The sequence below is a fragment of the Streptococcus australis genome (assembly GCF_019930045.1).
In the GTDB taxonomy this organism is placed as follows: Bacteria; Bacillota; Bacilli; order Lactobacillales; family Streptococcaceae; genus Streptococcus; species Streptococcus australis_D.
Map to the genome: position 1 here is coordinate 1 of NZ_JAHZQQ010000019.1, position 25,437 is coordinate 25,437.

A 25,437-nucleotide genomic window follows, 5' to 3' on the forward strand; every position below is an offset into this window, starting at 1 on the left:
AGCTTACAGAACTGCTTGTGAAGCTCTAGAGGATGAGTTCAAGTAAATGTTGCACTTATTCTTGCAATTTATCTCATAATAAAACTCCTTTAAGTTTCTATAGTTTGAAAGAAGGAAGACCTTCAAATAAAATGATAGCGTTTACGACTTCATTGTAGTCTCTCTACACTTTATAGTCAAATCAAATAAAAAGGCATCATAAAAATATAATCTTTCTGAAAGTTGAGATAATTGAAAGAACCTATGAGAAAGGTATTTTCGTTTTCAATTCTTCTTTTCACACAAAAAAGCAAGTTTCGAACCGACTATTAACCGGTAGAAACTTGCTTTAACTTTTATAGATATCCTCTCCTATTTCCGATACATCTTCACTTGTAGGTAGAGATCGTTATAGACGCCCAACCACTTCTTACCAAGTTGTTCATAGACTTCTAAGTTCTTTAGTGTGTCATCACTTGGGTAGAAGGCCTGGTCCTCTTGGACCTCTTCTGGTAGCATCTTCTTAGCTTCTTTGTTCGGCGTGGAATAACCGACATAGAGAGCATTCTTATATGCATTTTCTGGGCGAAGCATGAAGTTGATAAAGGCATAAGCTGCTTCTTTATTCTTCACGGTTTTTGGAATGACAATGTTGTCAAACCAAAGGTTGCTAGCTTCTGATGGGACGACATAGCGGAGGTCCTCATTGGCCTCTAGCATTTGACTGGCTTCACCGGAGAAGGTCACCCCAATAGCCGCATTGTTCTGGATCATGTAGCCTTTCATTTCATCGGCTACAAGGGCCTTGATATTGGGCATCAAGGTATAAAGCTTATCGACAGACTCTTGTAATTGCTGAGGATCCTTGGAGTTGAGGCTGTAGCCTAAGCTATTGAGTCCAATCCCCATTACCTCACGCGCCCCATCGTACATCATAATGTCATTCTTGTACTCTGGTCTCCATAGATCAGCCCAGTGTTCTGGAGCTTTGTCGACCATCTTGGTGTTGTATATGATACCAAGGGTCCCCCAGAAGTAAGGAACTGAGTACTGATTGTCCGGATCAAAATCCAGGTTCAAGAAGCGTGGGTCGATATTGTCTAAGCCTTTCAGTTTAGACTTATCTAATTTTTCAAGCAAGTTTTCGTCCATCATCTTGGCGATCATGTATTCACTTGGAATCGCTATATCGTAAGCCGTCCCCCCTTGCTTGATCTTGGTGTACATGGCTTCATTGGAATCAAAGGTATTGTATTGGACTTGAATGCCTGTCTCCTTGGTAAATTCCTTGAGCAATTCTGGATCGATATAGTCTCCCCAGTTGTAGATGACTAGCTTGTCACTGTCTTTTGGATTGGTTTTGGCTTCAAGACGGGCACTTAGTCCCGCTAACACGAGGATAACCACGACAATCCCTAGCAAGAATGAATAGAGTTTTTTCATACTGTCTCCTCCTTCTCTCTAGTGATGAAGTAATAGCCGACCACCAGTAAGATACTGAAGAGGAAGACCAGGGCAGAAAGGGCATTGATATTCAATGAAATCCCTTGGCGAGCCCGTGAGTAGATCTCAACAGACAAGGTCGTAAACCCATTTCCTGTAACAAAGAAGGTCACCGCAAAGTCATCCAAGGAATAGGTAAAGGCCATAAAGTAACCAGCAATGATGGCAGGTGTCAAATAAGGAAGCATGATTTCCTTCAACATCTGTACCTGAGTAGCTCCTAGGTCATAGGCCGCATTGACCATATCACGGTTCATTTCCTTCAAGCGCGGCAAGACCATCAAGACCACGATTGGAATAGAAAAGGCCACGTGACTCATCAAGACAGAAGCAAAGCCCAGCTGGAACTTGATGGTCGTAAAGAGGATCAGGAAGCTAGCCCCAATCATAACGTCAGGTGCCACCATAAGGATATTATTGACGGACAAAAATGGTCCTTCAAACTTCTTCTTAGACTGGTAAATGTAGATTGCCCCAAAGGTCCCAATAATGGTCGCAATCAAGGCTGACAAGAAGGCCAAGAGGAAGGTCTGTGAGAGGATCAACATGAGACGCGTATCCTCAAAGAGACTTTGGAAATGCTCCAAGGTAAAGCCTGTAAAAGCATTCATATCCCCGCCAGCATTAAAGGCATAGGCAATTAAGTAAAAGATTGGGAGATAAAGGAGCAAGAAAATCAATCCTAAATAGATACGTGAAATCTTTTTCATCGTTCACTCCTTTCTCTCGTTACCCACATGACTAAGAGCATAGCAAGGATCAAGACCACCCCAATGGTGGATCCCATTCCCCAGTTTTGCGTCGTAAGGAAGTGCTGCTCGATGGCAGTCCCAAGGGTAATGACCCGGTTTCCTCCAATCAAACGCGTCAACATGAAGAGACTCAAACTTGGAATAAAGACTGATTGGACACCGGAGCGAACCCCGTTCATAGACAGTGGGAAGACAACTCGACGGAAGGTATCCCACTTGTTAGCTCCTAGGTCATAGCTAGCATTGATGAGGTTTGGATCCAAATCATCCAATACATTGAAGATAGGAAGAATCATAAAAGGCAACTCAATGTAACTAGCAACAAAGATGAAAGAAAAGTCCGTAAAAAGGATCTGTTGCGGACCGATTCCGATGAAGCTCAAGAATTGGTTAATAGATCCCCCTTGACCAAAAATCCCGATAAAGGCATAAGCCTTGAGCAAGAGGTTGACCCAGGTTGGAAGGACAATCAGCATGAGCCAGAGTTGGCGGTGCTTAAGCTGGGTCAAAAAATAAGCTGTCGGGTAAGAAATCAAAAGCGTCACAAAAGTAACGATCCCAGCATAGAGAATGGAGTTGAAGCTCATCTTGAGGTAGGTCCAATTCTGCGCTGTAAAAAAGGTTTGGTAGTTCTCTAAGGAACCTTGTCCTTGGACATTGACAAAGGATTGCCAAATAATCAAAACTACGGGAGCCAAGACAAAGAGGAGGATCCAGAGAAAGTAAGGAACCACAAAGAGGTTAGAGGTTGTTTTCTTCATCTCTTTCCTCCTCGATGGCATTGATCAATCCGGCTTCTTGCTCTTCCACTTCTACGTATTCTTCGATCCGAGCATCAAACTCTTCTTCCGTTTCATTGAGACGCATGACGTGGATATCTTCTGGCTCAAAGTCCAGACCGATTTCCTCACCCACGATAGCCTTACGGGTTGAGTGGATCATCCACTCATTACCCAATTCATCATAGGCGATGATCTCATAGTGTACCCCACGGAACAGTTGGGTATCCACTTTTACCTGGAGCTTACCTTCTTCGGGCAGGGTGATTCGCAAGTCTTCGGGACGAATGACGACTTCGACCGGTTCGTTTGGTCTCATCCCTCCATCGACTGACTCAAAGCGTTTACCGTTGAATTCTACTAGGTAGTCTTCGATCATAATTCCTGGAAGGATGTTGGATTCACCGATAAAGGTCGCAACAAAATGGTTGATGGGCTCATCGTAGATATCAACTGGTGTCCCTGACTGGACGATTTCTCCTTCGTTCATAACGAAGATCCAGTCACTCATCGCTAGCGCTTCTTCCTGGTCATGGGTTACAAAAACAAAGGTAATACCCAAGCGTTGTTGCAATTCACGAAGCTCATACTGCATGTCTGTCCGCAACTTCAAGTCAAGGGCAGACAAGGGCTCATCCAAGAGGACTACTCGCGGTTCATTGATAATAGCCCGTGCAATGGCTACCCGCTGGCGTTGTCCACCAGAAAGTTTCTGGATGGAACGTTTCTCAAAGCCTCCCAATTGCACCATCTTGAGGACTTCAGTCACTCGTTTCTCGATTTCAGCCTTGTCTATCTTCTTCAAACGAAGGGGGAAGGCAACATTCTCAAACACATTCATGTGTGGGAAAAGGGCATAGGATTGGAAGACGGTATGGACATCCCGTTTGTTAGTCGGCACATCATTGATCCGAACACCATCCAAGAGGACATCCCCTGTTGAAGCGTCTAACAAACCGGCAATGATATTCAGAATCGTTGATTTACCAGATCCTGAAGCACCGAGGAGGGTATAGAATTTCCCTTCTTCCAACTCAAAGTTGATATCTTTGAGAACCACTGTATCGCTGTCTTCAAATACTTTTGAGACATTTCTAAACTCAATAATTGGTTTTTTCAATTCACATAAATTCCTTCTTTTTCATGCGTTTCCTTCTGAGACCAACCACTAGTCTCATAGGCTGACGAGCGAACCCGTCAGGCCACCAACACCTCTCGGGGACTTATAAGACTGCCCCACCTATTTTCGGTATCGATAGGCACTCACCCCCCTTCTAAAGTAGGAAGGGTCTACCCTAGAGTAACCCTTATTCCATCTTGAACCCTTAATCTTTCCCAATAATACGGACTTCGCGCTCCAAGGTCACACCAGCTGATTTTTCAACTGTCGCGATGACATGAGTGATTAAGTCTTCATAATCTTTGGCAGTACCATGATCGACATTGATCATAAAGCCGGCATGCTTTTCAGAAACCTCCACACCACCAATTCGATGCCCTTTCAATCCTGCTTCACTGATCAATTGACCCGCAAAGTGCCCGACTGGTCGTTTAAAGACCGAACCACAAGACGGATACTCAAGTGGTTGCTTAAGCTCACGCAAATGAGTCAGGCGAGCCATTTCTTGATCGATCTGATCATAATTACCAGGTGCTAAGGCAAACTTAGCGGCAATCACCACATCTCCCGTCTCTTGGATCCTGGAATGACGATAGCCAAAGGCTAATTCTTCTGCTGTTAAGGTTTTAATTTCTCCTTCTGGCGTCAAGACCTTACACGATTGGAGAATGTGGGCAATCTCACCACCATAGGCGCCAGCATTCATATAGACAGCTCCACCGATGCTACCTGGAATCCCACAAGCAAATTCAAAGCCTGTTAAGCTATGATAGCGCGCCACATGGGTCACATCGATCAGCTTAGCTCCTGCCTCTGCTTCAATGACGTAACCATTAACCTTGATATCACGGAAATGGTCAAACATGATGACAAAGCCGTCAATTCCACCATCACGGACGATAATGTTAGACGAATTCCCCAAAACCATCCATGGAATCTCATGAGCATTGGCAAAAGTGACAATTCGTTTTAATTCATATTGATTGCGAGGGAAAGCTAAATATTCTGCGACCCCTCCCACCTTGGTATAGGTATATTGCTTGAGTGGCTCATTGAACAAAATATCAATGCCAGCCAACTCCTCTTTGATTTGCTTTACGATTTCCATCTCACAACTCTCTTCTATACGTTATCTTATCCATTATAACAAAAACTAGCCCGCTTTTCGACTAAGAAGTAAAAAAACAGAAACAGCCAAAAGACCACTTCTGTTTTAATTTTTTTAAACAAGGGTTTATTAAATTAGCCAATCTTACGCGCAATGCCACGTGTTTGTTGAGTGGACAAGGCTGAGCTAATCGCCCCCCATGCTCCAATACCCGTAAATACAGCCAGCAAGAGGAAGTTAATGTAATATTCTTGTGGAGCACCCCCATTTAAAACTGTCGCATTTACCGCATCAAAAGAATCAGCAAAGCTCAATTCATATTCATTCATAACATGTAGAGTATTGTCAAATTGGTGAACTAAAACAATGGTCAGCAACATCAGTACGGTTGAAATCACTGCACCTTTTTTACTAAATTTCTTTCCTAATAACTCATAGCCTTTGACAACGCAAACACCCAGAACCAAGCCAGCGATATACGATACATAGCCCATACGAGCGATAAAAAGTGCTACGGCTCCTCCAATAATGGCACCAATAAAGGCACCGACTGTTCCAATAAGGACATTTTCTTTCTGACTATTATATGAATCAGTTTCAATCTTTAGTTGAGTACTTAGGTCTTTGAAGCAATCTTCGTTCATCAGGAAAAGTGAGTCATCGATTTGGTAGAGACCAACCGGTCCTTTTTCACCAGAGTAGCCACAAACAGTGTAGAAACCATTGGTTTGTAAAAATTGCACGATTTCTGTTAAGGCTTGGTGAATGTTTTCAATCGTTTTTGCTTTGGTCATCCCAGCTTTTACAGTGAAAGTTGTGACATATTGGTTGAGGCTAATGCTCTTCAGAACAGAAGATTCTTTCACCATTTGATGCAATTGTGCAGCTGCTTCTTCCGCATCATCACGAGAAACAGAAAGAGCAATGCTGAAGACATTTTTTGTATCTGTTTCTTTCATTAAGAAGAAATACCCAGAGTTTTCACCATAAATAGATGAGGTTTGAGGATCAAACTGGAATCCAAGTTCCGTAGCAAGTTGATGACGTTCAAAGTCTTTCATTAGAATTACAATCTCCTTTACATTTCTATCTATCTTTTGAATAATTGTTTATTATCCTAAAATAATTTGATAGACAAATGATTTATAAAACTATTTTATCATAGATAAATAAAATTAGATAGACTAATTTAGCCTATCTAATCATTTTTTTCATTGAATCAGGATTCACTTGCCTCTACCTTCACACCAGTTGTGTCAATCTTTAATGAGAAGACCTGACCATTTAAGGCCTTAGACTCCAAGTCATTGGCAAAGGCTTCTGCATGTTCACCTGGGAGCAAGGTCATAATGGTTGGACCTGCACCAGAAAGGTAAGTGGCATAAGCTTCATGGTGATGAGCAAGGTCTTTCACCTGAGGGAACTCTGCAACCAACTGTTGGCGGTAGCGTTCATGGAAGCGATCCGCTTCGATGGCTTTTCCTGCGACTCTTAAGTCCCCCTTAGCAAGGGCAGCAATGGCCACGTTTGCAATGGAACTAGCTGCCACAGCTTCCTTATAAGTCCACTCACTTGGAAGGACATTTCGACTATCACTGGTCTTGAGTTCGTAATTGGGAACAAAGGCTACCAAAGCACACTCAGGGAATGGAAGGACCAAATGATTGGTCTGCTGATCCACATAGCTCGCTACGACCAGATTTCCAAAAATAGCTGGGGCTACGTTATCCGGATGCCCTTCGATTTTTGTCGCAATTTCTAGTTTATCTTCATCACTTAGAGCTAGCTTGCCCAGTTGATTGGCCAACTCAATCCCCGCTACGATAACAGAACTAGAGGATCCCAAACCACGCGCTAAAGGCACTTCACTGGTCATCTTGAGACGCTGAGGAGGCAAATCGGCTGCGACTTGGAGAGCCGTTTGAAGCAAGAGATTGTCTTCATCACTTGGAATCTCCTCTCCCAAATCGTGTTCAATCCACCAGTTTTCTTGCGCTTCTAGCACATCAATGGTCAAATAGCGAGTCACGGCAATCCCAACAGAATCAAATCCTGGACCGACATTGGCACTGGTCGCTGGTACTGTAATTCTCATCTTATTCTCCCAATACTTTAAAGGTATTCAACAAGGTAAAGTCAGCTTCAGCATCAATTTTCTCAATGATGTGGTGCAATTGTGTTTGATTCAATTGGTGAGTGATAATCACAACACGAGCCACAGAATCTTTGGCACCTGCTTGGAGAACCTGCTTAAAGGAAACATCTTCTTGGTTGAAAATTTGTGCCAACTTGAGCAATTGTCCCTTCATATCTGGAGTTTGAATAGAGAAGTAATAATCACTCTTCACATCTTCTGGTTTAGCCAATTGCACAGGACGGCTGTATTCGTTAAAGGCTTTTCCAATTGTTCCCTCATTGAGGCGACGAACAATGCGAATAATGTCAGCGACTACACTAGTGGCTGTTGGTTTTTGACCTGCACCAGGACCATAGTACATGGATTCCCCGATTCCGATAGACTCCACATAAACGGCATTCATGACACCATTCACGCCTGCTAGTGGGTGTGCTTTTGGTAAGAAGGTTGGAGTTACTTCTGCTGAGAGACCTGAAGGAGTTTCTTCGATAGATCCCACCAATTTGATTACATAGCCTAAACTTTGAGCCACAGCAACATCCTCAGGAGTAATGTTGCGGATCCCCTTATGACCTACTTGGTCAAACTGAACGTTCATCCCAAAAGCAAACTGGCTCAAAATCACCATTTTGTAGGCTGCATCAATTCCATCTACGTCATTGGTTGGGTCACTTTCCGCATAGCCCAACTCTTGAGCCTTAGCTAAAGCATCTTCATAAGACCAGCCCTCTTCGACCATCTTGGTCATCATAAAGTTGGAGGTTCCATTGACTACACCCAGGACGCGAGTCACTTTATCTGCAGCGAGAGAGTTTACCAAGGTCCGAAGAATTGGAATCCCTCCAGCTACTGCTGCTTCATAATAGAGGGCAACGCCATGCTCTTTGGCAATCGCAATCAACTCAGCTCCATGAACAGCAAGCAAATCTTTATTAGCTGTTACGACATGTTTTCCAGCTTGAAGAGCACGGGTAATAAAGGTCTTAGCTGGCTCAATTCGACCCATCAATTCAACAACGATGGCAATGTCTTTGTCTTCAATGATCTCATCAACATTTGTTACAAAGTTAAAGTCATTCCCTGCAGCTAATAAGCAGGCTTTCTCTTCTTCATCCTTGACAAGAACTTTAGCTACTTCAATTTCAGACTGAGCAGCTTGGCTGATCTTCTCATGGTTTTCTTTTAATAAAAATGGTACGCCACTGGCAACAGTACCAAATCCTAGTAAGGCAATTTTTACAGACATGTTGGTCTCCTTAAAAATCTAATATAGTCTATTATATCAAAAACAAACCCCTTCTGACTAGTTCTATGGTTCTCTTCCTTTAGAAGAACACTTCTTTTCCGGATTAAAACCTCCACATCAACGCAACTCCCAAATCATTCCTTCAAAAGTCAAGGATATTCCCCGTAATTTTACTCTATTTGTAACTTTGTCTTAAAGAGATTTCCTGCCCCTATGATATAATGATAATGAATTAGAAAGGGGTCACTATGAATCACCGAAAAAGACATGTCCCAAAGAAAATACGATTGCTACTAATTTTAAATGCTTTTCTCCTATCCTGCATCTTCATTTTAGGTATCTTCCTATTGATACGAGTTGTAACAACTCCAGGTGTAAACAAACAAGAAGCAGAAACAAGCCAGACTGCGAAACAGACAGGCTCCACTACTAAATGGGTAAAACAAGATCAACCTGTAAAAATTCCAATTCTCATGTACCACGCTGTTCACACGATGGCTCCTTCTGAAGAAGCCAATGCTAATCTCATTGTGGCACCAGAAACCTTTGAGAGTCATCTCAAAGCTCTTAAAGAAGCCGGCTACTATACCTTGACGCCTGAGGAAGCCTATCGGGCACTCACTAAAAATGAACTGCCTGAAGGGAGAAAAGTCGTTTGGTTAACGTTTGATGATGGAATTGCTGACTTTTATACCATAGTCTATCCACTCTTAAAAAAATACCAAATGACCGCAACCAACAATATCATTACTTCCTTTTCTGACGAGGAAAGACCCAGTGTTTTAACCTTCGATCAAATCAAAGAAATGAAAGCGCAAGGTATGACCTTTGAAAGTCATACGGTATCTCACCCAGACTTGGCTCAATCAGATAGCTCTCGTCAGGAATCTGAACTCGCAAATTCCAAACAAGTACTAGATAAGAAACTGCATCAAACCACTACCACCATTGTCTACCCTGCCGGTCGCTACTCTGATGTCACCATGGAACTAGCAGAAAAAAATGGCTACAAAATGGGCTTAACGACCAATAATGGACTAGCCAGTCTAGATGATGGCCTTTACTCACTAAATCGCCTGCGAATCTTACCGACTACGACAGCAAAAAACCTACTTGCAGAAATGCAAACCAATCCATAAACATACAAAAAGCACGAGTCCGAATGACTCGTGCTTTCTTTCTCCATAATGGAGGCTTTTATTTCGATTTGATGTAGTTCACACCATCTGCTTTCGGTGCAACCGACTTACCAAAGAAGGCTGCTAAGACAATGATGGTCAATACATACGGGGCAATACGGAGGTAAACTCCTGGAATATGGGCAAGGAAAGGAATCTGCGTAGATACAACTGCCAAGGCTTGTGAAAGTCCAAAGAATAGACTGGATAGCATGGCACCGATTGGGCTCCATTTACCAAAGATCATGGCCGCTAGGGCGATAAATCCTGGTCCCACAATGGTAGTGGCAGAGAAATTGACAGAAGCAGATTGTGCATACAAGGCACCCCCAACCCCTCCTAAGAATCCAGAGATGAGCACACCATAGTAACGCATGAGATAAACATTGATACCGAGGGTATCCGCAGCTTGTGGGTGTTCACCAACTGAGCGAAGGCGAAGACCGAATTTTGTTTTAAACATGATAAACCATGCTACAAATGAAAATGCAATCGCTACATATCCCATTAAGCTTGTATTCTTGAAGAAGATATCACCAATGACAGGAATATCAGACAAGAAAGGAAAATCAAATTTACCAAATGACAAATCAATGTTGTTGGTTTGGCCTTTTCCGTAAATGGCTTTTACCAAAAAGACAGCTAGGGCAGGAGCCAACAAGTTCAATACCGTACCACTCACCACGTGGTCAGCACGGAAGTTAATAGTCGCTACCGCATGGATGGCAGAGAAAATAAGACCAACCAAACCACCTGCAAGGAGAGATAACCAGATTGTCATGCCTCCAAGAGAGCCAGCAAAAGTCAAGTTAAACACGACTCCTGTGAAAGCTCCCATAACCATGATCCCTTCCAAACCGACATTAACGACACCAGCATGTTCGGAGTAGGCACCTCCGATACTAGTGAAAATGAGGGGAGCAGCATAGACCAGCATATTCGATACAAGAATCGTTAGTATAGCAACAATATTCATCCTTACTCTACTCCTTTCATTTGTTTTTTAGGCTTGATGTATTTTTCAATAATGTAGTGAGCACTTACAAAGAAGATGATTGAAGCTGTCACAATATTGACAAGTTCTGGTGGAATAGTCGCTGTGGTCATACCTGGCGCACCTGTTTGCAAGGTTCCAAGCAAGAAAGCAGCAAAGACAATCCCAATAGGGGAATTGCTAGCAAGGAGAGCCACTGCCATCCCATTAAATCCAACAGCCAAAGAACCAGCTTGAACATAAACGTTCTGGAAGGTCCCAATCCCTTCTACAGCTCCTCCAATCCCACAAAGGGCACCTGAAATCACCATGGAAAGGATGATGGTACGTTTAGCTGACATCCCTGCATAGTCTGAAGCATTCGGGTTGAGACCAACGGAACGGATTTCAAAACCAAGTGTTGTTTTCTTAATAATGAACCAAATAACTGCAACAGCAATCAAGGCGATAAAGATACCGATATTCATCCGTGACTTAGTCAATTCCGTCAGAAAGCCTAAACGATAACTTGCATTTGCCCCAACTGTAATACTGGATTCAGAATCGACCATGAACTTTTTAGGGAAGTTCCGGATAATTTCATTTCCAGCAAACAGTACGATGTAGTTCATCATAATAGTAACGATGACTTCACTCGTCCCCAAAAATGCTCGCAGAAGTCCTGGAATTAAACCAATGAGACCACCGGCAATTGCAGCCACAAGGACCGTCAAAGGAATCATTAGGATACGCGGAATATCTGGGAAGGACAAAGCAAACCATACTGCCGCAATCCAACCAGCTAAGGCTTGTCCTGGTAAGCCGACATTGAAAAATCCAGCTCGACTGGCTACCGCAAATCCGAGAGCGATCAAAATCAGCGGCCCCATAGTACGGAAAATTTCACCCACATTTTTAATGGAACCAAAAGCTGTCTTGAAGAGTTCTTCATAACCCCAAAGAGCATCATAACCAAAGATCCACATGATAATGGCTCCGAGGATGATTCCTAGGATTACAGAAATAAAAGGAATAGCGATTTGTCTTGTATTTTTATTCATTTGAAGCCTCCTTGATTTCTCCACCAGCCATTAGAATACCAAGCACTTGCTTGTTGGTCTCAGACGGCTTCACAATACCTTGGATTTTTCCATCATGAATAACAGCAATCCGGTCTGATAGATTTAGAATTTCATCTAATTCGAAGCTGACAACGAGAACGGCTTTTCCTTTATCACGTTCACCAATCAAACGTTTATGGATGTACTCAATCGCACCAACGTCCAATCCACGTGTCGGTTGGCTAACGATTAACAAATCTGGATTCCGATCAACTTCACGAGCAATGATGGCTTTTTGTTGATTTCCTCCTGATAGAGCACTTGCTGGAACAATTTCGTTGGCTGCACGAACATCAAATTCTTCCATCAACTTGCGGGCATAGGAATTAATTTGATTGTAATTCAACACACCATTCTTGCTAAGTGGTTCTTTGTAGTAAGTTTGAAGTGCGATGTTTTCAGAAAGCATCATTTCGAGCACAAGACCATCGCGATGACGATCTTCAGGCACGTGGCTGACATTCATTTCAGTAATCTTACGTGGGGAAAGGCCAACAACCTCTTGTCCCTTAATTTTGATACTGCCTGATTTGACTTTGCGAAGTCCGGTAATAGCCTGGATCAATTCACTCTGACCATTTCCGTCAATCCCTGCAATTCCGACAATTTCGCCTGCACGAACATCAAGAGATAGTTCTTTAACCGCAGGGACACCACGGTTTTCATTCACGACCAAGTCAGAAATTTGCAGAACCACTTCTTTAGGTTGCGCTTCTTCCTTTTCTGTTACGAAGGAAACTGAGCGTCCAACCATCATTTCCGCCAAGTCTTTATTGGTAGCACCTTCGATACCAACGGTTTGAATGGATTTCCCACGACGAATAACTGTGACACGATCCGCAACGGCACGAATTTCATCCAGTTTGTGAGTGATAAGGATGATAGATTTCCCTTCTTTAACAAGGGTTTTCATGATTTCCATCAACTCCAAAATTTCAGCAGGAGTTAACACTGCAGTAGGCTCGTCGAAAATCAGAATATCAGCTCCGCGATAGAGTGTCTTCAAGATTTCTACACGTTGTTGAGCACCGACAGAAATATCTTCAACTTTTGCGGTAGGATCCACAGCCAAGCCGTAGCGTTCTGACAACTCTAGAATATCTGCATTAGCTTTTTTCAAATCTAATACACCCTTGTTCGTTACTTCGCTACCAAGAATGATATTTTCTGCAACAGTGAAAGCCTCTACCAACATGAAGTGCTGGTGAACCATCCCGATCCCTAGAGAAGCAGCCTTTGAAGGAGAATCTAGTTTTTCAGATTTCCCATTGACCACAATTTCTCCACTCGTTGGCTCCAAAAGACCAGCCAACATATTCATCAGGGTTGATTTCCCAGCTCCATTTTCACCAAGAAGTGCATGAATTTCACCTTTACGCAATTCGAGGTTGATTTTGTCGTTTGCGACAAATTCACCAAAGATTTTGGTAATTTCACGCATCTCAATGACGTTTTCGTGTGCCATTCGAATATTCCTTTCTAGAAAACTATATTTTATTTCAGTAGGACCTGCTAAACGAGTTAGTAAGTTCTATTGAGACAAAATGTCTCAACACCTCATAAAAAAGCGACCCAAGAAGGATGGATCGCTTCTGGAAGGTTTTATTTCTCAGGTGCTTTTACACTACCATCAATAATTTGTTTTTTAGCATCTTCTACTGCTTTTTTAGCATCTTCAGAAAGATTAGAAGTTGTCAAATCAACACCACCATCTTTCAAACCAAATGTAATTACTTTTCCACCTGGGAATTTACCGTCAGCAGTTTGAGTTGCGATTTCTTGAACAGTTTTACCAACTTGTTTCAAAGTAGAAGCCAATACGAAGTTAGATTCTTTACCATCTTTTGAAGTGTATTTACCTTCATCAACTTGGTCACGGTCTACACCAAGAACCCAAACTTTTTCGTCTTCGTTTTTCTTCTCGTTCAAGTCTTTTGCTTCCTTGAAGACACCAGCTCCTGTACCACCAGCAGCTTGGTAAATAACGTCTGCACCTGCAGCGTATTGTGTCGCTGCAATAGTTCTACCTTTTTCAGGGTTGTTGAAGTCTTCAGCATATTGTACATCTACTGAAATGTCTTTGTTTACAGACTTCACGCCTGCTTCAAATCCTTTTTCAAAACGAGTGATAACTTCACCACGTGCTCCACCGATGAAACCAACTTTGTTAGTCTTAGTTGTTTTGGCAGCAGCAACCCCTGCAAGGTAAGCAGCTTCATTATCCGCAAAAACAGCAGATGCTACGTTCTTTTTGTCGCCTACAACAGAGTCAATGATAACGTAGTTGATATCAGCATTTTCATCTGCAGCAGCTGTAACAGCTGGAGCAAGTTTGTATCCAACACCGTAAACTAATTTGTAGCCGTTTGTAGCAGCTTGGCTAAAGTTATTTGCAAAATCTGCTTCACTTGTAGATTGGAAATAAGTGAATCCGTTATCTTTAGAAAGACCGTTTTCTTTACCCCAAGCTTGTAGACCTTCCCATGCAGATTGGTTGAATGATTTATCATCAACACCACCTGTGTCAGTAACGATAGCAGCCTTTAAATCAGTTTTTGCATCTGAAGAATCTTTGCGAGACGCACGATTTCCACATGCAGCAAGTCCGATTGCAGCGACAGTTACTAGACCTAGGCCTAACCATTGTTTCTTGTTCATTTCTGAACCTCCTAAATAAGATATGCAACTATGTTGCGGATTAATGAAAGGGTCAATAGACCGCCTTTACAGAAGCTACTAGGTAAGATCTGTAAAGGAATATGGAAGCAATTCCTTGACCGTCATCACGACCGTCGATTTATCTTTGGCTACCAGAGTAACCGGTAGGTCTGGCTCGAAAAATTCAGCCATCACCTGGCGACAAGCACCACAGGGTGAAACTGGTTTTTCCGTCTGACCATAAATAATTAATTCCTTAAATGAACGCTCTCCTTCTGAAACAGCCTTAAAGATAGCTGTCCGCTCGCCACAATTGGTCAAGCCGAAGCTCGCATTTTCAACATTGACGCCTGTATAAATCTTCCCCTCATCTGTCACAAGAACAGCTCCAATTGGAAAATGAGAATAAGGTACATAAGCATTCTCACTTGTTTTTACAGCTAGGTCAATCAACTCAGTAGTCGCCATGGGCTACTTCTCCCTTCATGATGGCTACTCCAGAGGAAGTGCCGATTCGGTTAGCACCTGCTTGGATCATGGCTTGTGCATCCTCATAGCTACGAGTACCTCCAGATGCTTTCACTCCCATATCCGGTCCAACAACCTGGCGCATGAGGGCAACATCCTCAACAGTTGCTCCTCCAGTAGAGAAACCAGTTGAAGTTTTGACAAAGTCTGCTCCTGCCAATTTGGCAATCTGGCAAGCTACTATTTTTTCAGTTTCAGTTAACAAGCAGGTTTCGATAATCACTTTTACCAAGCGATCACCACTTGCATCTACAACAGCCTGAATGTCCTCTTCTACTAATGTCAGATTTTTTGATTTCAAGGCACCGATATTGATGACCATATCGATCTCATCGGCTCCATTTTGGATGGCATTTTGAGTTTCAAATGCTTTAACAGCTGGTGTATTTGCGCCAAGAGGGAAACCAATCACTGTACACACTTTTACATCTGAATCCCGAAGTCCTTCTGCAGCGAAGTTGACCCAGGTCGGTTGGACACAAACACTTGCAAAATCATATTCTTTCGCTTCTTCGATCAAAGCCTCGATTTGTTCTTGTTGTGCATCAGGTTTTAATAATGTGTGATCAATATATTTGTTTAATTTCATTAATAAATCTCCCCCAAACGAATTACGAAACGATTTCAATAATTTCTGAAACGCTTACAACCTCGTCTAGTATTTTAACATTTTTTTGGAATTCTACAATGTTTTTTTGACAAATTTCTAAATTTGTATAAATAGTTGCAACAAGCTCCCCTTTTTGAACAGGATCACCGACTTTCTTAGCAAAAACAATTCCTGTTTCATAGTCTAAATCATCTGATTTTACTGCTCTGCCAGCCCCCAGACGCATAGCGAAGAGTCCGTGTTCCATCGCAGGCAAGGCTGCAATATAGCCATCCTCTTCTGCATAGACAGTCACTTGTTCTTTTACCTGAACTGGACGATAGAGATCGTCTAAATCTCCACCTTGAGCAAGGACCATTTCTTCAAACTTCTTCAGTGCTTTGCCGGCTGTCAGATGCTGCTTGATTTCTTCCAAGTTGGCCGTCACCCCACCAAGTTCCAGCATAATTTGAGCCAATTCACAAATGAAGTGAGTCACATCTTCTCTGCCTTTTCCTTGAAGAATATCTAAGGCTTCGAGAATCTCGAGACGGTTCCCGATGCTGGTTCCTAAAGGCTGGCTCATATCTGTCAAAACAGCAATGGTCTTACGACCAACAGCATTACCAAGATCCACCATGGTACGAGCCAGTTCACGCGCCTCTTCAATGGTCTTCATAAAGGCTCCTTCTCCAACGGTGACATCGAGAAGGATGGCATCCGCTCCAGCCGCAATCTTCTTACTCATGACCGAGCTGGCAATCAATGGAATTGTATCAACCGTCGCTGTTACATCCCGAAGTGCATAGAGAAGCTTATCCGCCATGACCAATTGGTCCGACTGTCCAATGACAGAAAGGCCAATCTCTTGTACTTGTTTAATGAACTCTTCCTGGGTCCGCTCAATTTGGAATCCTTTAATGGATTCTAGCTTATCGATGGTCCCCCCTGTATGTCCAAGACCACGACCGCTCATCTTGGCAACTGGGACGCCAAAACTAGCCACTAGAGGTGCCAGTACAATTGTTACTTTGTCCCCTACACCACCTGTTGAGTGTTTGTCCACCTTGATGCCTTTAATAGCGGAAAGGTCGAATTGCTCCCCTGTCTCCACCATCTTCATGGTCAAATCTGAAATTTCTCGGGTCGTCATCCCCTTGAAATAAACCGCCATGGCAAAGGCAGCCATTTGATAATCAGGTACTGTTCCAGCCACATAGCCTTCGATCAACCAATGAATCTCATCTTTACTCAACTCAATGCCATCACGTTTTTTCTGAATGATATCTACAGCTCTCATGTGACTTTTTCACTCCTTAAAATATAATAACCCTTGTCTTTTTTGAGGATTTCACAGTTTCCAAAGACTTCTTCCATTTTGGCTTTCGCACTAGGAGCACCCTGCTTTTTCTGGATAACAATGGTTAAGTCTCCCCCAAGATTCAAATGGTCAAAACTCCCAGAAAGTACTTCATGGACTACCTTTTTTCCAGCCCGAATGGGAGGGTTACTGATAATATGATCAAAACTTCCCTCAACCTGATCATAAACATTGGATTGAAAGATAGTAGCTTCGACCTTATTTAAAGCCGCATTTTTCTTAGCTAGATCTAAAGCCCGTGTATTGACGTCTACCATAGTAGCATGGATCCCTTGGGCCTTGACCAAAGAAAGCCCAAGTGGACCATAGCCACAACCAACATCCAAAACCGTCTCTCCTTGCTGGAAGGACAAACAAGATAAAAGGACCTGGCTACCAAAGTCGATCATTTTCTTACTAAAAACACCGGCATCCGTCAGAAATTTCATCCGCTCCCCTAAAAGAACCACCTGTAACTCATGGATATCATGTTGGGCATCCGGATGTTCGTCATAGTACATTTTACTCATATTAGCATTATAGCATAATTTAACCTATTTTTAAATCGTTTACAGAAGATCTTAAAACTGATATACTAAAGGTCACAATAGAGGAAAGGCTTGTAATGGAAAAAGAATTTCTACACTTCGAAAAAATCAATCGACAAACTTGGCAAAATCTCCACCGGAAATCAACCCCTCCTCTGTCTGAAGAGGAATTGAATTCAATCAAGAGTTTTAATGACCTCATTAGTTTACAAGATGTGACAGACATTTATTTACCTCTGACACACTTAATCCAAATCTACAAAAAAGCGAAAGAAGATTTAGCATTTTCTAAAGGTATCTTCCTCCAACAGGAAAGTAGAAAACAGCCCTTCATTATCGGGATTTCAGGGTCAGTAGCTGTCGGCAAATCAACGACGAGTCGCCTCCTTCAAATCCTTCTTTCTCGGACCTTTTCTGGTTCTACTGTTGAATTGGTCACTACAGATGGATTCTTGTATCCTAACGCCACCTTGATTGAACAGAATATTCTCAATCGCAAAGGCTTCCCTGAAAGTTATGATATGGAACTTCTCTTAGATTTCCTGAATCAGCTCAAAAATGGGCAAAGCTATCAAATCCCTGTCTATTCTCACGAGATTTATGATATTGTCCCTGACCAGAAGCAAACCATTCAAGCTGCGGACTTTATTATCGTGGAAGGGATCAATGTCTTTCAGAATCCTCAAAATGATCGGCTCTATATGACAGACTTCTTTGACTTCTCCATCTATGTGGATGCTGAGGTTGCCAATATTGAATCCTGGTATATCGATCGCTTTAAAAAGTTGTTGGACCGTGCAAAGGATGATCCAAACAACTACTACCACCGCTTTACCAAGCAACCTGAAGAAGAAGTCCTCGCCTTCGCTCATCAGGTATGGGAGTCGATCAACCTCTTAAATCTAAAAGACTATATCGAGCCCACCCGGAACCGAGCCGAACTGATCCTGCACAAATCTGCTAACCATGAGATTGACGAAATCTATCTCAAGAGATAGTGAGATATGAAGCAAAACAATCCTGGAAAAATAAGGATTCGAAGAAAAAATAGTTTGGGCTTGTCAAAAGAAAAGTTTTCAGATATAATAAGAGAGTTAGAATATCATTGGAGGTGAAAAAATTGGCAAACATTAAATCAGCTATCAAACGCGCTGAATTGAACGTTAAACAAAACGAAAAAAACTCAGCTCAAAAATCAGCTATGCGTACTGCAATCAAAGCTTTTGAAGCAAACCCATCTGAAGAACTTTACCGCGCTGCTAGCTCAGCTATCGATAAAGCAGAAACTAAAGGTTTGATCCACAAAAACAAAGCTAGCCGTGATAAAGCACGTCTTGCAGCAAAACTTGGCTAATCAAGCATTGCATACAAAATGAGCTCTCCGGAGCTTTTTTTGTTGCTTCCAAATGAGGAAATGAGATGAAAATTACGATTATCGGCTATTCAGGATCTGGCAAGTCAACTTTGGCTGAAAACTTAGCCCGCTACTACTCCATTCCCAAACTCCACATGGATACCCTTCAATTCCAACCGGGTTGGATAGACAGTGACCGGGATTGGATGGAGCAAGAAATGAAACAGTTTCTCAGCGATCATAGAGACTGGGTCATTGATGGCAATTACTCTTGGTGCTGCTATGAGGAGAGAATGGAGCAAGCCGACCAGATCATCTTTCTCAACTTCTCTCGTTGGAACTGCCTCTATAGAGGGTGGAAACGATACCGCCGTTATAAAGGTCGGGTCCGTGAGAGTATGGCAGCAGGATGCCCTGAACGCTTTGACTGGGAATTCATCCGTTGGATTCTCTGGGATGGACGAACAAAAACTGCTAGAGTAAGGTATCAAAATATCCGTTCCACCTATCCCGATAAATTCATCACTCTCAAAAATCAAAAGGAACTAGACCGTTTCCTCAATAACATCAAAAATGATCTACTGGAATCGAAGTAAACACTCGATTTAGTAGATCATTTTTCTTATTTTCTTTTCTTTTGAGGAAACAAGGGAAGACCTAAGGAAGCCATCTTCTCTGCCGGCACCTTCATGCCATCCTTAATCCACTTGGCTAGGACAGAGACAATAGCTGAGCTGAGGAAGGAATTCAGATAACTAGCTGGGCCTTGTGAGGATTTTTGACTTTTACTCCTCTTTTCCAGAAATTCATAAACAGCCTTGGTGAGCAGTTTCTCAAAATTATAATCGACGGCCAAGCTGATAATGCGTGCTTCCTTCTTGGCCTCTTTAAAGAGATAGACCCAAATCTGGTACAAATCGGTCTTAAAATTATAGCCTTCCAAAGACTTAGTAATCTTAGAAACAGTTGATTGGAAGATGGATTCGAGCAATTCTTCTTTTGACTCATAATTTCGGTAAAAAGCTGCACGAGAAACGCCTGCTCTCTCCACCAATTCTGAAATGGTAATCTTTTTCAAGTCCTTTTTATCCAACAACTGAAGCAAGGAAATCTCCAAGGATTCGCGTGTGATGGCATTGCTTTCTTGGTTAGACCGTTTTAAATTTTCTAAGGATTTTTCGGATATCTTTCTTTCTGCCATAACACTTACTTTCTATCTGTATCATCTGAATGTATCTGCTTTCAGAGAATGCAACTTCATGATATAATTGTAAAAAAAGACTAACTACTTGTCAATGTACAATTTTTTACATTTTGAGGTAATAAAAATGAAATGGAAAATTATTGCAGATTCTGGCTGTGATTATCGTACTTATGAAAATGCTGCACCAGATACTAGCTTTGTTTCAGTTCCCCTTACCATCCAGATTGGTGAGACCATCTATACAGACGATGCTACTCTGGATACAGACAAAATGATGGAAGATATGTATGCGACTACTACTGCTTCCAAATCAGCTTGTCCTAGTCCTGATGACTATATGAAAGCCTTCGAGGGTGCTGATAATATCATCGTTGTTACCATCACTGGTACTTTGTCTGGAAGCCACAATAGTGCTCAGGTCGCAAAAAAACTTTATCTAGAAGACCATCCTGCAAACAATATCCATGTGATCGATAGTTTATCAGCTGGTGGTGAAGTGGACCTCCTCGTCCGCAAACTCCATCAACTCATCGCCCAAGACCTTGACTTTGATCAAGTGGTCGAAGTCATCACCAAATACCAAGAAAAAACCAAACTGATTTTTGTCCTGGCTAAAGTCGATAATTTGGTTAAAAACGGTCGACTCAATAAAATTATCGGAGCGGTTGTCGGCCTCTTAAACATCCGTATGGTCGGCCAAGCTAGCGATACTGGAACCCTTGAGCTCCTCCATAAAGCCCGTGGCCAAAAGAAAGCTATTTCCACAACTTTTGAAGAAATGCTCAAAGCGGGCTATAAAGGTGGACATATCACCATCGCTCACCGTCGCAACGATAAATTCGTAGAACAACTCTCTGCCTTGGTCCATGAAAAATTCGCCAATGCGGATATTGAAATTCTTCCGACCTCTGGCCTCTGTAGCTTCTATGCTGAAGAAGGTGGCCTCTTAATCGGCTATGAAATTTAACAACAAACTATAAAAGAGGCTGGGACAAAAGTCCTAGCCTCTCAATTGTCTTTGGATTATCGAGCAAGACGCAGTGGTTGAGTGGGCTCTACTACGCTGATTTCATCAGTTTTTACAGCCCTACTCAACTGTGCGGAGGTGGGACGACGAAATCGAATTCTAACGAATTACCGATTTCTGTCCCACTCTCTTTTACCATACAGATTCCCTCCGGTCAGGACCAGAGGGAATTTTTTTATTCACCAATCTCTTGGTTAAATTTATAAAAAGTATGTTTATATATATAAACAGTTGCAAAAGTTCCTATAGCTGCAATGAGAAGATAAATTACACTAGCAATCAAGGTGGTGAAGGCCACAGCGGATAGATAGAAAGCAAATCCTATCAAAATCAGCATGACGATAATAAAGACGAAGATCAATAAGCCTCTCAGGGCAGCATTTCCTCTATTACGGTTCATCAGATCCGTTACAGTCGACCAATTAGTGGTTAAGAGCTTGTAGTCTCGTCTAAAAGCAATCACACTCAAACTCAAACTAGTCAAAAACCAAATCAAAAGCATGGCTAGAAGGGAGAGGGGATGGACCCCAAAGTAGCAAGATACCCCTACTAAGAGCACGATCGGCAAAGCAGACTGGACCGAAAAGAGGATCCAAAATTTCTTCAAACAATAGCGTTTAAAGTCAATCGGAAGGGCACGAAGATATGCGAAATTTTCCCGCTCCAATGAGATCCCAATACTGGTCAAGCTTTCCACAGAGTTGAAGACTCCAATCATAAAAGCAATCAACGATAAAGGAAGGAGGTATTGGGGTGTGAGGTAATTTTCAATTTGGAGGGAAGCTCGCGATGCCCCTAAAAACAAGCCAAATGTGAACAGATAAGGGAAAATCGCCATCATGAAGATAACCTGCGTCAGCAAGGTACCATCACTCAGAAGCCGTTTATGATAGGAAACGGTAAAGCGATGAAAGGCCTTCTGATCTCCTAGCTTCATCTGACTGACCCGCTCCTTGACCGCATGGCTAGAAGAAACCTCAAGGGCAGCATCATAGAAATGAGGCAAGACCTGACTTTTTACCAGCCAAAGGAGGACTGCTAGAACCAATACCCAAGCCAACATCCCCACTAGTACAGCTGAATCCAAAGGATTCAAGATAAAGGTATGGAAGACCTCTATCGGAGGAAAAATGCTGGGTTGAGTGACCAAATCACCAGCTACCGAGTGCTCTGACTGGAGCATATTGATATAGAGATAGGCTCCAATGGAAATGAGACTACTCAATCCAATGATGAGGTTAGACACCAAACTCGTGTGTTTCTTAAAGACAGCTGATTTGGTAATCAGATGGGATAGGAACAAGGTGACTAAAAAGAGGATGGAGAGGAGAATCATGGCACAAAGAAGGCCAAGAAGGAGCCCCACCAAAACATTTCCCCCTGCTTGAATAGGAAGAATGATGAAATAACTCAGCATTGGAAGCAGGGCCATCAGGAGCACTAAGATGACCGAAATACTCTTTCCTGCAATAACTTCTGCATCCGAAAAGGCATAGGGACGATAAAATTGTAAATCCTTGCTTTCGTAAAAGACATTGTAAAAACTCATCAAGCCTTGGGATATAGCCAAGAGCGCAAAGAGCGTAATCATATTGACAAAGGGACCAGGGCTAGAGACAAAATCATTGGCACTAGAAAGTATCCCAAAAAGGAAGAGATAAAGGAGACCGATAAATATATAGGTCCGAATGGACTGGGCGGAAACATTGACCTTCCTAGTCGGATCCTTTTCCTGCTTCTTTCTATATTTCGCTAATTGGGCGGGCTGAGTCGCATAGATAATGTTGACATCGACTAGGCGACGAACCATTTTAAGACGCATCTGGACTCACCTCTTCTCTTCGACCAGCCAATCCAAGATAAATGGACTCTAGGCTTTGCTCTGGGTGTTGTCCCTTTAATTCCTCGATGGTGCCATAAAAGATGAGGTTCCCCTTCTTCAGGATGGCAATCTTATCACAGAGTTGCTCTGCCACTTCGAGGACATGGGTGGAGAAGATGACGGTATTGCCCTTGTCCGCATGCTCCCGCATCATCTGCTTCAGATCGTAAGAGGCTTGGGGATCCAAACCAGTCATGGGCTCATCTAGAACCCAAATGTCTGGATCAGATAAAAGAGCCCCGATGACAAAGACCTTCTGGCGCATCCCATGAGAGAAAGACTCGATGACCTCATAACGATGACTAGCAAAGTCAAACAGATGCAACAACTGCTCCAAGCGGTCATCACATTCCTGCTGGCTCATATCATAAGAAGTAGCGACCAACTCCCAAAATTCATTGGCCGTCAATCGAAGGAAGAGATCTGGCGAATCGGCTACGTAGCCAATTTTCTTCTTTATTTCCAAGCGATTGCTATAGAGGTCTTTCCCATCTACTAGGATTCTACCAGTCGTCGGGGTGATGACACTGACCAGGCTCTTAATGGTCGTTGATTTCCCAGCTCCATTATGGCCGATCAAGCCGACAATTTGTCCATCTTCAATGGTTAAGTTCAAATGGTTCAATGCCAGTTGACCATCGTAATCCTTGGTGACTCCTTGAAATTCAATCATAGATTCTCCTTCTCCTATTCCACTTCCCTAATGAAAGAAAGTGGTTACTTATTTTGCCTATATTTTAGTCCTCTTTTCCTCATTTGTCAATGGAAAACTTAAGTATTAAAGCAATTCATCAAAGCGGTAGAGAAGGCCAAACAGATAACTAGGAATGGTATCTAGGAGATCCTCCCTATAGACCCGCTCCCCTCTTTGATGGAGTTCCTTGCCCCAAGGTCCCAAATTGACTGCCGGCACTTGGATCTGGGCAATTTTTTCCAAATCCAACTCGTAGACTTGAGAAGAGGTCGCCAAACTATCCAAGACAACCTGATAGCTTGCTAGGTCTCTCTCCAAGGCGCAATAACTGGTGTCACAAATGCCCATGAAGTATTCCTCCACTTTCAGGGTCAGGCCGCGTCTTCCTAAATAGTGGCGGTAATCATTCACCAGGGTGCCAATTTTGAGACTGGTGTTTGGTAAAGAGCGACAGTTCATGGATGGGTAAAAGGGTGGTGCAAAGCCAATAACGACCAATGGAGTCTTCTCCGCTAGGAAGTCTAAGTAAGCTTGGATCTGCTGGATGGCAATGGCCTGATAGCTGACTCCAGTTAAGAAAGCTTGGTAGGCCCTTTGCTCACATTGCTCTTGGAAGCTTGAAAAGCCTTCCTTCTTTTGGCAACGATCCAGCAATTCTTGATAGCTGATCACCCATGGCTGAGCTATCAAATGTTCTTGTCCCGCTTGGTCCTGGAGGGACAGGTATTTGACATAAAACTCATCAACCGCTTCCTGGCTCAACTCCTTGATGCGTTGCAGCAATTCCTGAGGGGTCTTTTTCAGATGCAGCACACTGAAATAGCCAGCAGCGTAGAGGACCGTCGATACATCATACTGGTCCTTCAAATCTCGCAGATAAGACCAAGAAGGGAGAGGAGACTGCTCTCCCAGAGCTTGGTCGGATAGGTCTGGATGGAGGTCCAATTTCGATGCGACTGCGATTAAGAGAGAGAGGGCGTTGATTCCTTTGAGAGGCTCCTTCATATGGGATAAGACACCCTGAGTCACGACGACTGGCATGAGCTTGCCGACAGTACCGATGTGCAGGACCTTCTCCTTATCACTAGTGGCTTCAAAGGGTTCTGAATCGACCGCTAAGACATAGTCCAAGTCAAACTCATCTTTTAACTGACAGAGCAAACTTAATGCTCCTCTCATCCCACGTGAATAGGACTCCTCATCTCCCACAGATAGGTAGAGGAGGTTGACCTGACCCCCTTCTGGATTGGAGGCGTAGGCTTCTAAGACACCCAGTTGGAGCGCTAAAGCCGCCTTCATGTCACAAGAACCTCGTCCAAATTGCCATTGGCCAGAATCTAGGTCCTCCTGCATTTCTGATCGAAAATCAATGCCCTTCAAGGCTTGAACCAGTGCCTCGGAATCCAAAGCTATAGGGGCTAGGGGACCGTAATCTTCTAGATCTACCGTATCGTGGTGGTGAAAAAGGATCACTGTCTTTTTCTTGCCCTTATCGACCAAGGCCCAATTGACACTGCGATGAAGATGGTCATTGGGAAGAGGGTAGCGACCAAAGTGCTGGGGGTGACTCTTGAAATATGGAATAGACCCAATTCGTTGGTCTAGATAGTCTTCTATCTCCCTTTCTGTCTCGGTATTAGTAAAGCTCGGTATGGACATTGCCTCTTGAAAAATGGTGGCAATTTGTTCTTGGAAAT

General features: G+C 42.9%; 25 protein-coding genes. 5 read left to right on the plus strand and 20 right to left on the minus strand.

Annotated features, from left to right (window positions below; translation table 11 throughout):
* Positions 1–351 precede the first annotated feature (351 nt).
* The 8 genes from K1J10_RS05140 to K1J10_RS05175 all read right to left on the minus strand — a co-directional run bounded on the left by K1J10_RS05140 (position 352) and on the right by K1J10_RS05175 (position 8,624).
* Entirely contained in the window at positions 352–1,422 is a 1,071-nt protein-coding gene (locus K1J10_RS05140) for an ABC transporter substrate-binding protein (RefSeq protein WP_223356093.1), read from the minus strand.
* Positions 1,419–2,192, minus strand: a complete 774-nt coding sequence (locus tag K1J10_RS05145) for an ABC transporter permease (protein ID WP_048716861.1) — start codon at positions 2,190–2,192, stop codon at positions 1,419–1,421. The genes K1J10_RS05140 and K1J10_RS05145 overlap by 4 nt, the downstream gene beginning before the upstream one ends.
* Positions 2,189–2,995 carry an ABC transporter permease gene (locus tag K1J10_RS05150; RefSeq protein WP_048687974.1) on the minus strand — a complete coding sequence of 269 codons (807 nt, stop codon included), beginning with the start codon at positions 2,993–2,995 and terminating at the stop codon, positions 2,189–2,191. The genes K1J10_RS05145 and K1J10_RS05150 overlap by 4 nt, the downstream gene beginning before the upstream one ends.
* The gene (locus K1J10_RS05155; protein ID WP_223356094.1) at positions 2,976–4,133 is read right to left on the minus strand and encodes an ABC transporter ATP-binding protein; all 1,158 of its coding nucleotides are present in this window, start codon (positions 4,131–4,133) and stop codon (positions 2,976–2,978) included. The genes K1J10_RS05150 and K1J10_RS05155 overlap by 20 nt, the downstream gene beginning before the upstream one ends.
* Before the next feature lie 205 nt (positions 4,134–4,338).
* Complete coding sequence (murB, locus tag K1J10_RS05160) at positions 4,339–5,241, minus strand: UDP-N-acetylmuramate dehydrogenase (RefSeq protein ID WP_223356095.1); 903 nt, start codon at positions 5,239–5,241, stop codon at positions 4,339–4,341.
* A gap of 134 nt (positions 5,242–5,375) precedes the next feature.
* Positions 5,376–6,302, minus strand: a complete 927-nt coding sequence (locus tag K1J10_RS05165) for a hypothetical protein (protein ID WP_223356096.1) — start codon at positions 6,300–6,302, stop codon at positions 5,376–5,378.
* Between the two features lie 158 nt (positions 6,303–6,460).
* Positions 6,461–7,336, minus strand: a complete 876-nt coding sequence (thrB, locus tag K1J10_RS05170) for a homoserine kinase (protein ID WP_223356097.1) — start codon at positions 7,334–7,336, stop codon at positions 6,461–6,463.
* 1 nt (position 7,337) lies between these two features.
* The gene (locus K1J10_RS05175; RefSeq protein ID WP_223356098.1) at positions 7,338–8,624 is read right to left on the minus strand and encodes a homoserine dehydrogenase; all 1,287 of its coding nucleotides are present in this window, start codon (positions 8,622–8,624) and stop codon (positions 7,338–7,340) included.
* Between the two features lie 248 nt (positions 8,625–8,872).
* Between K1J10_RS05175 and K1J10_RS05180 the strand changes: the two genes are divergently transcribed.
* Complete coding sequence (locus K1J10_RS05180) at positions 8,873–9,763, plus strand: polysaccharide deacetylase family protein (protein WP_223356099.1); 891 nt, start codon at positions 8,873–8,875, stop codon at positions 9,761–9,763.
* Between the two features lie 58 nt (positions 9,764–9,821).
* On the opposite strand, the gene K1J10_RS05185 is transcribed toward K1J10_RS05180, so the two are convergent.
* The 8 genes from K1J10_RS05185 to K1J10_RS05220 all read right to left on the minus strand — a co-directional run bounded on the left by K1J10_RS05185 (position 9,822) and on the right by K1J10_RS05220 (position 17,561).
* Positions 9,822–10,778 (minus strand): ABC transporter permease, encoded by a 957-nt coding sequence (locus K1J10_RS05185; RefSeq protein ID WP_048687951.1) that lies wholly within the window; start codon positions 10,776–10,778, stop codon positions 9,822–9,824.
* Between the two features lie 2 nt (positions 10,779–10,780).
* Positions 10,781–11,836, minus strand: a complete 1,056-nt coding sequence (locus tag K1J10_RS05190) for an ABC transporter permease (protein ID WP_048687948.1) — start codon at positions 11,834–11,836, stop codon at positions 10,781–10,783.
* Positions 11,829–13,361, minus strand: coding sequence for an ABC transporter ATP-binding protein (locus K1J10_RS05195; RefSeq protein WP_223356100.1), 1,533 nt, complete (start codon positions 13,359–13,361; stop codon positions 11,829–11,831). The genes K1J10_RS05190 and K1J10_RS05195 overlap by 8 nt, the downstream gene beginning before the upstream one ends.
* A gap of 137 nt (positions 13,362–13,498) precedes the next feature.
* Positions 13,499–14,554, minus strand: a complete 1,056-nt coding sequence (locus tag K1J10_RS05200; RefSeq protein ID WP_006596011.1) for a BMP family lipoprotein — start codon at positions 14,552–14,554, stop codon at positions 13,499–13,501.
* A 78-nt stretch (positions 14,555–14,632) separates the two neighbouring features.
* Complete coding sequence (locus K1J10_RS05205) at positions 14,633–15,022, minus strand: cytidine deaminase (RefSeq protein WP_156676561.1); 390 nt, start codon at positions 15,020–15,022, stop codon at positions 14,633–14,635.
* The gene (gene deoC, locus K1J10_RS05210) at positions 15,009–15,671 is read right to left on the minus strand and encodes a deoxyribose-phosphate aldolase (RefSeq protein WP_223356101.1); all 663 of its coding nucleotides are present in this window, start codon (positions 15,669–15,671) and stop codon (positions 15,009–15,011) included. The genes K1J10_RS05205 and deoC overlap by 14 nt, the downstream gene beginning before the upstream one ends.
* 22 nt (positions 15,672–15,693) lie before the next feature.
* The gene (locus K1J10_RS05215; protein WP_223356102.1) at positions 15,694–16,971 is read right to left on the minus strand and encodes a pyrimidine-nucleoside phosphorylase; all 1,278 of its coding nucleotides are present in this window, start codon (positions 16,969–16,971) and stop codon (positions 15,694–15,696) included.
* Positions 16,968–17,561, minus strand: coding sequence for a class I SAM-dependent methyltransferase (locus K1J10_RS05220; RefSeq protein ID WP_223356103.1), 594 nt, complete (start codon positions 17,559–17,561; stop codon positions 16,968–16,970). The genes K1J10_RS05215 and K1J10_RS05220 overlap by 4 nt, the downstream gene beginning before the upstream one ends.
* 95 nt (positions 17,562–17,656) lie before the next feature.
* On the opposite strand from K1J10_RS05220, the gene coaA reads away from it, so the two are divergent.
* The 3 genes from coaA (at position 17,657) to K1J10_RS05235 (ending at position 19,529) form a co-directional block, all read left to right on the plus strand.
* Positions 17,657–18,577, plus strand: a complete 921-nt coding sequence (coaA, locus tag K1J10_RS05225; protein WP_223356104.1) for a type I pantothenate kinase — start codon at positions 17,657–17,659, stop codon at positions 18,575–18,577.
* Between the two features lie 107 nt (positions 18,578–18,684).
* Positions 18,685–18,933, plus strand: coding sequence for a 30S ribosomal protein S20 (gene rpsT / locus K1J10_RS05230; protein ID WP_023023719.1), 249 nt, complete (start codon positions 18,685–18,687; stop codon positions 18,931–18,933).
* 65 nt (positions 18,934–18,998) lie between these two features.
* Positions 18,999–19,529, plus strand: a complete 531-nt coding sequence (locus tag K1J10_RS05235; RefSeq protein WP_223356105.1) for a DNA topology modulation protein — start codon at positions 18,999–19,001, stop codon at positions 19,527–19,529.
* Between the two features lie 26 nt (positions 19,530–19,555).
* Here the strand turns inward: K1J10_RS05235 and K1J10_RS05240 are convergent, their stop codons facing one another.
* Positions 19,556–20,134, minus strand: coding sequence for a TetR/AcrR family transcriptional regulator (locus tag K1J10_RS05240; protein WP_006596003.1), 579 nt, complete (start codon positions 20,132–20,134; stop codon positions 19,556–19,558).
* 127 nt (positions 20,135–20,261) lie between these two features.
* On the opposite strand from K1J10_RS05240, the gene K1J10_RS05245 reads away from it, so the two are divergent.
* A complete protein-coding gene (locus tag K1J10_RS05245; RefSeq protein ID WP_223356106.1) occupies positions 20,262–21,104 on the plus strand; it encodes a DegV family protein in 843 nt (280 codons plus the stop codon).
* Between the two features lie 235 nt (positions 21,105–21,339).
* On the opposite strand, the gene K1J10_RS05250 is transcribed toward K1J10_RS05245, so the two are convergent.
* From K1J10_RS05250 to K1J10_RS05260, 3 genes are all read right to left on the minus strand, one after another.
* Positions 21,340–22,986, minus strand: coding sequence for a hypothetical protein (locus tag K1J10_RS05250; RefSeq protein WP_223356107.1), 1,647 nt, complete (start codon positions 22,984–22,986; stop codon positions 21,340–21,342).
* The gene (locus K1J10_RS05255; RefSeq protein WP_061564130.1) at positions 22,976–23,719 is read right to left on the minus strand and encodes an ABC transporter ATP-binding protein; all 744 of its coding nucleotides are present in this window, start codon (positions 23,717–23,719) and stop codon (positions 22,976–22,978) included. Before K1J10_RS05255 ends, K1J10_RS05250 begins: the two co-directional genes overlap by 11 nt.
* Positions 23,720–23,824: 105 nt before the next feature.
* Positions 23,825–25,399, minus strand: a complete 1,575-nt coding sequence (locus K1J10_RS05260; protein WP_223356111.1) for a M20/M25/M40 family metallo-hydrolase — start codon at positions 25,397–25,399, stop codon at positions 23,825–23,827.
* Positions 25,400–25,437: the final 38 nt, after the last annotated feature.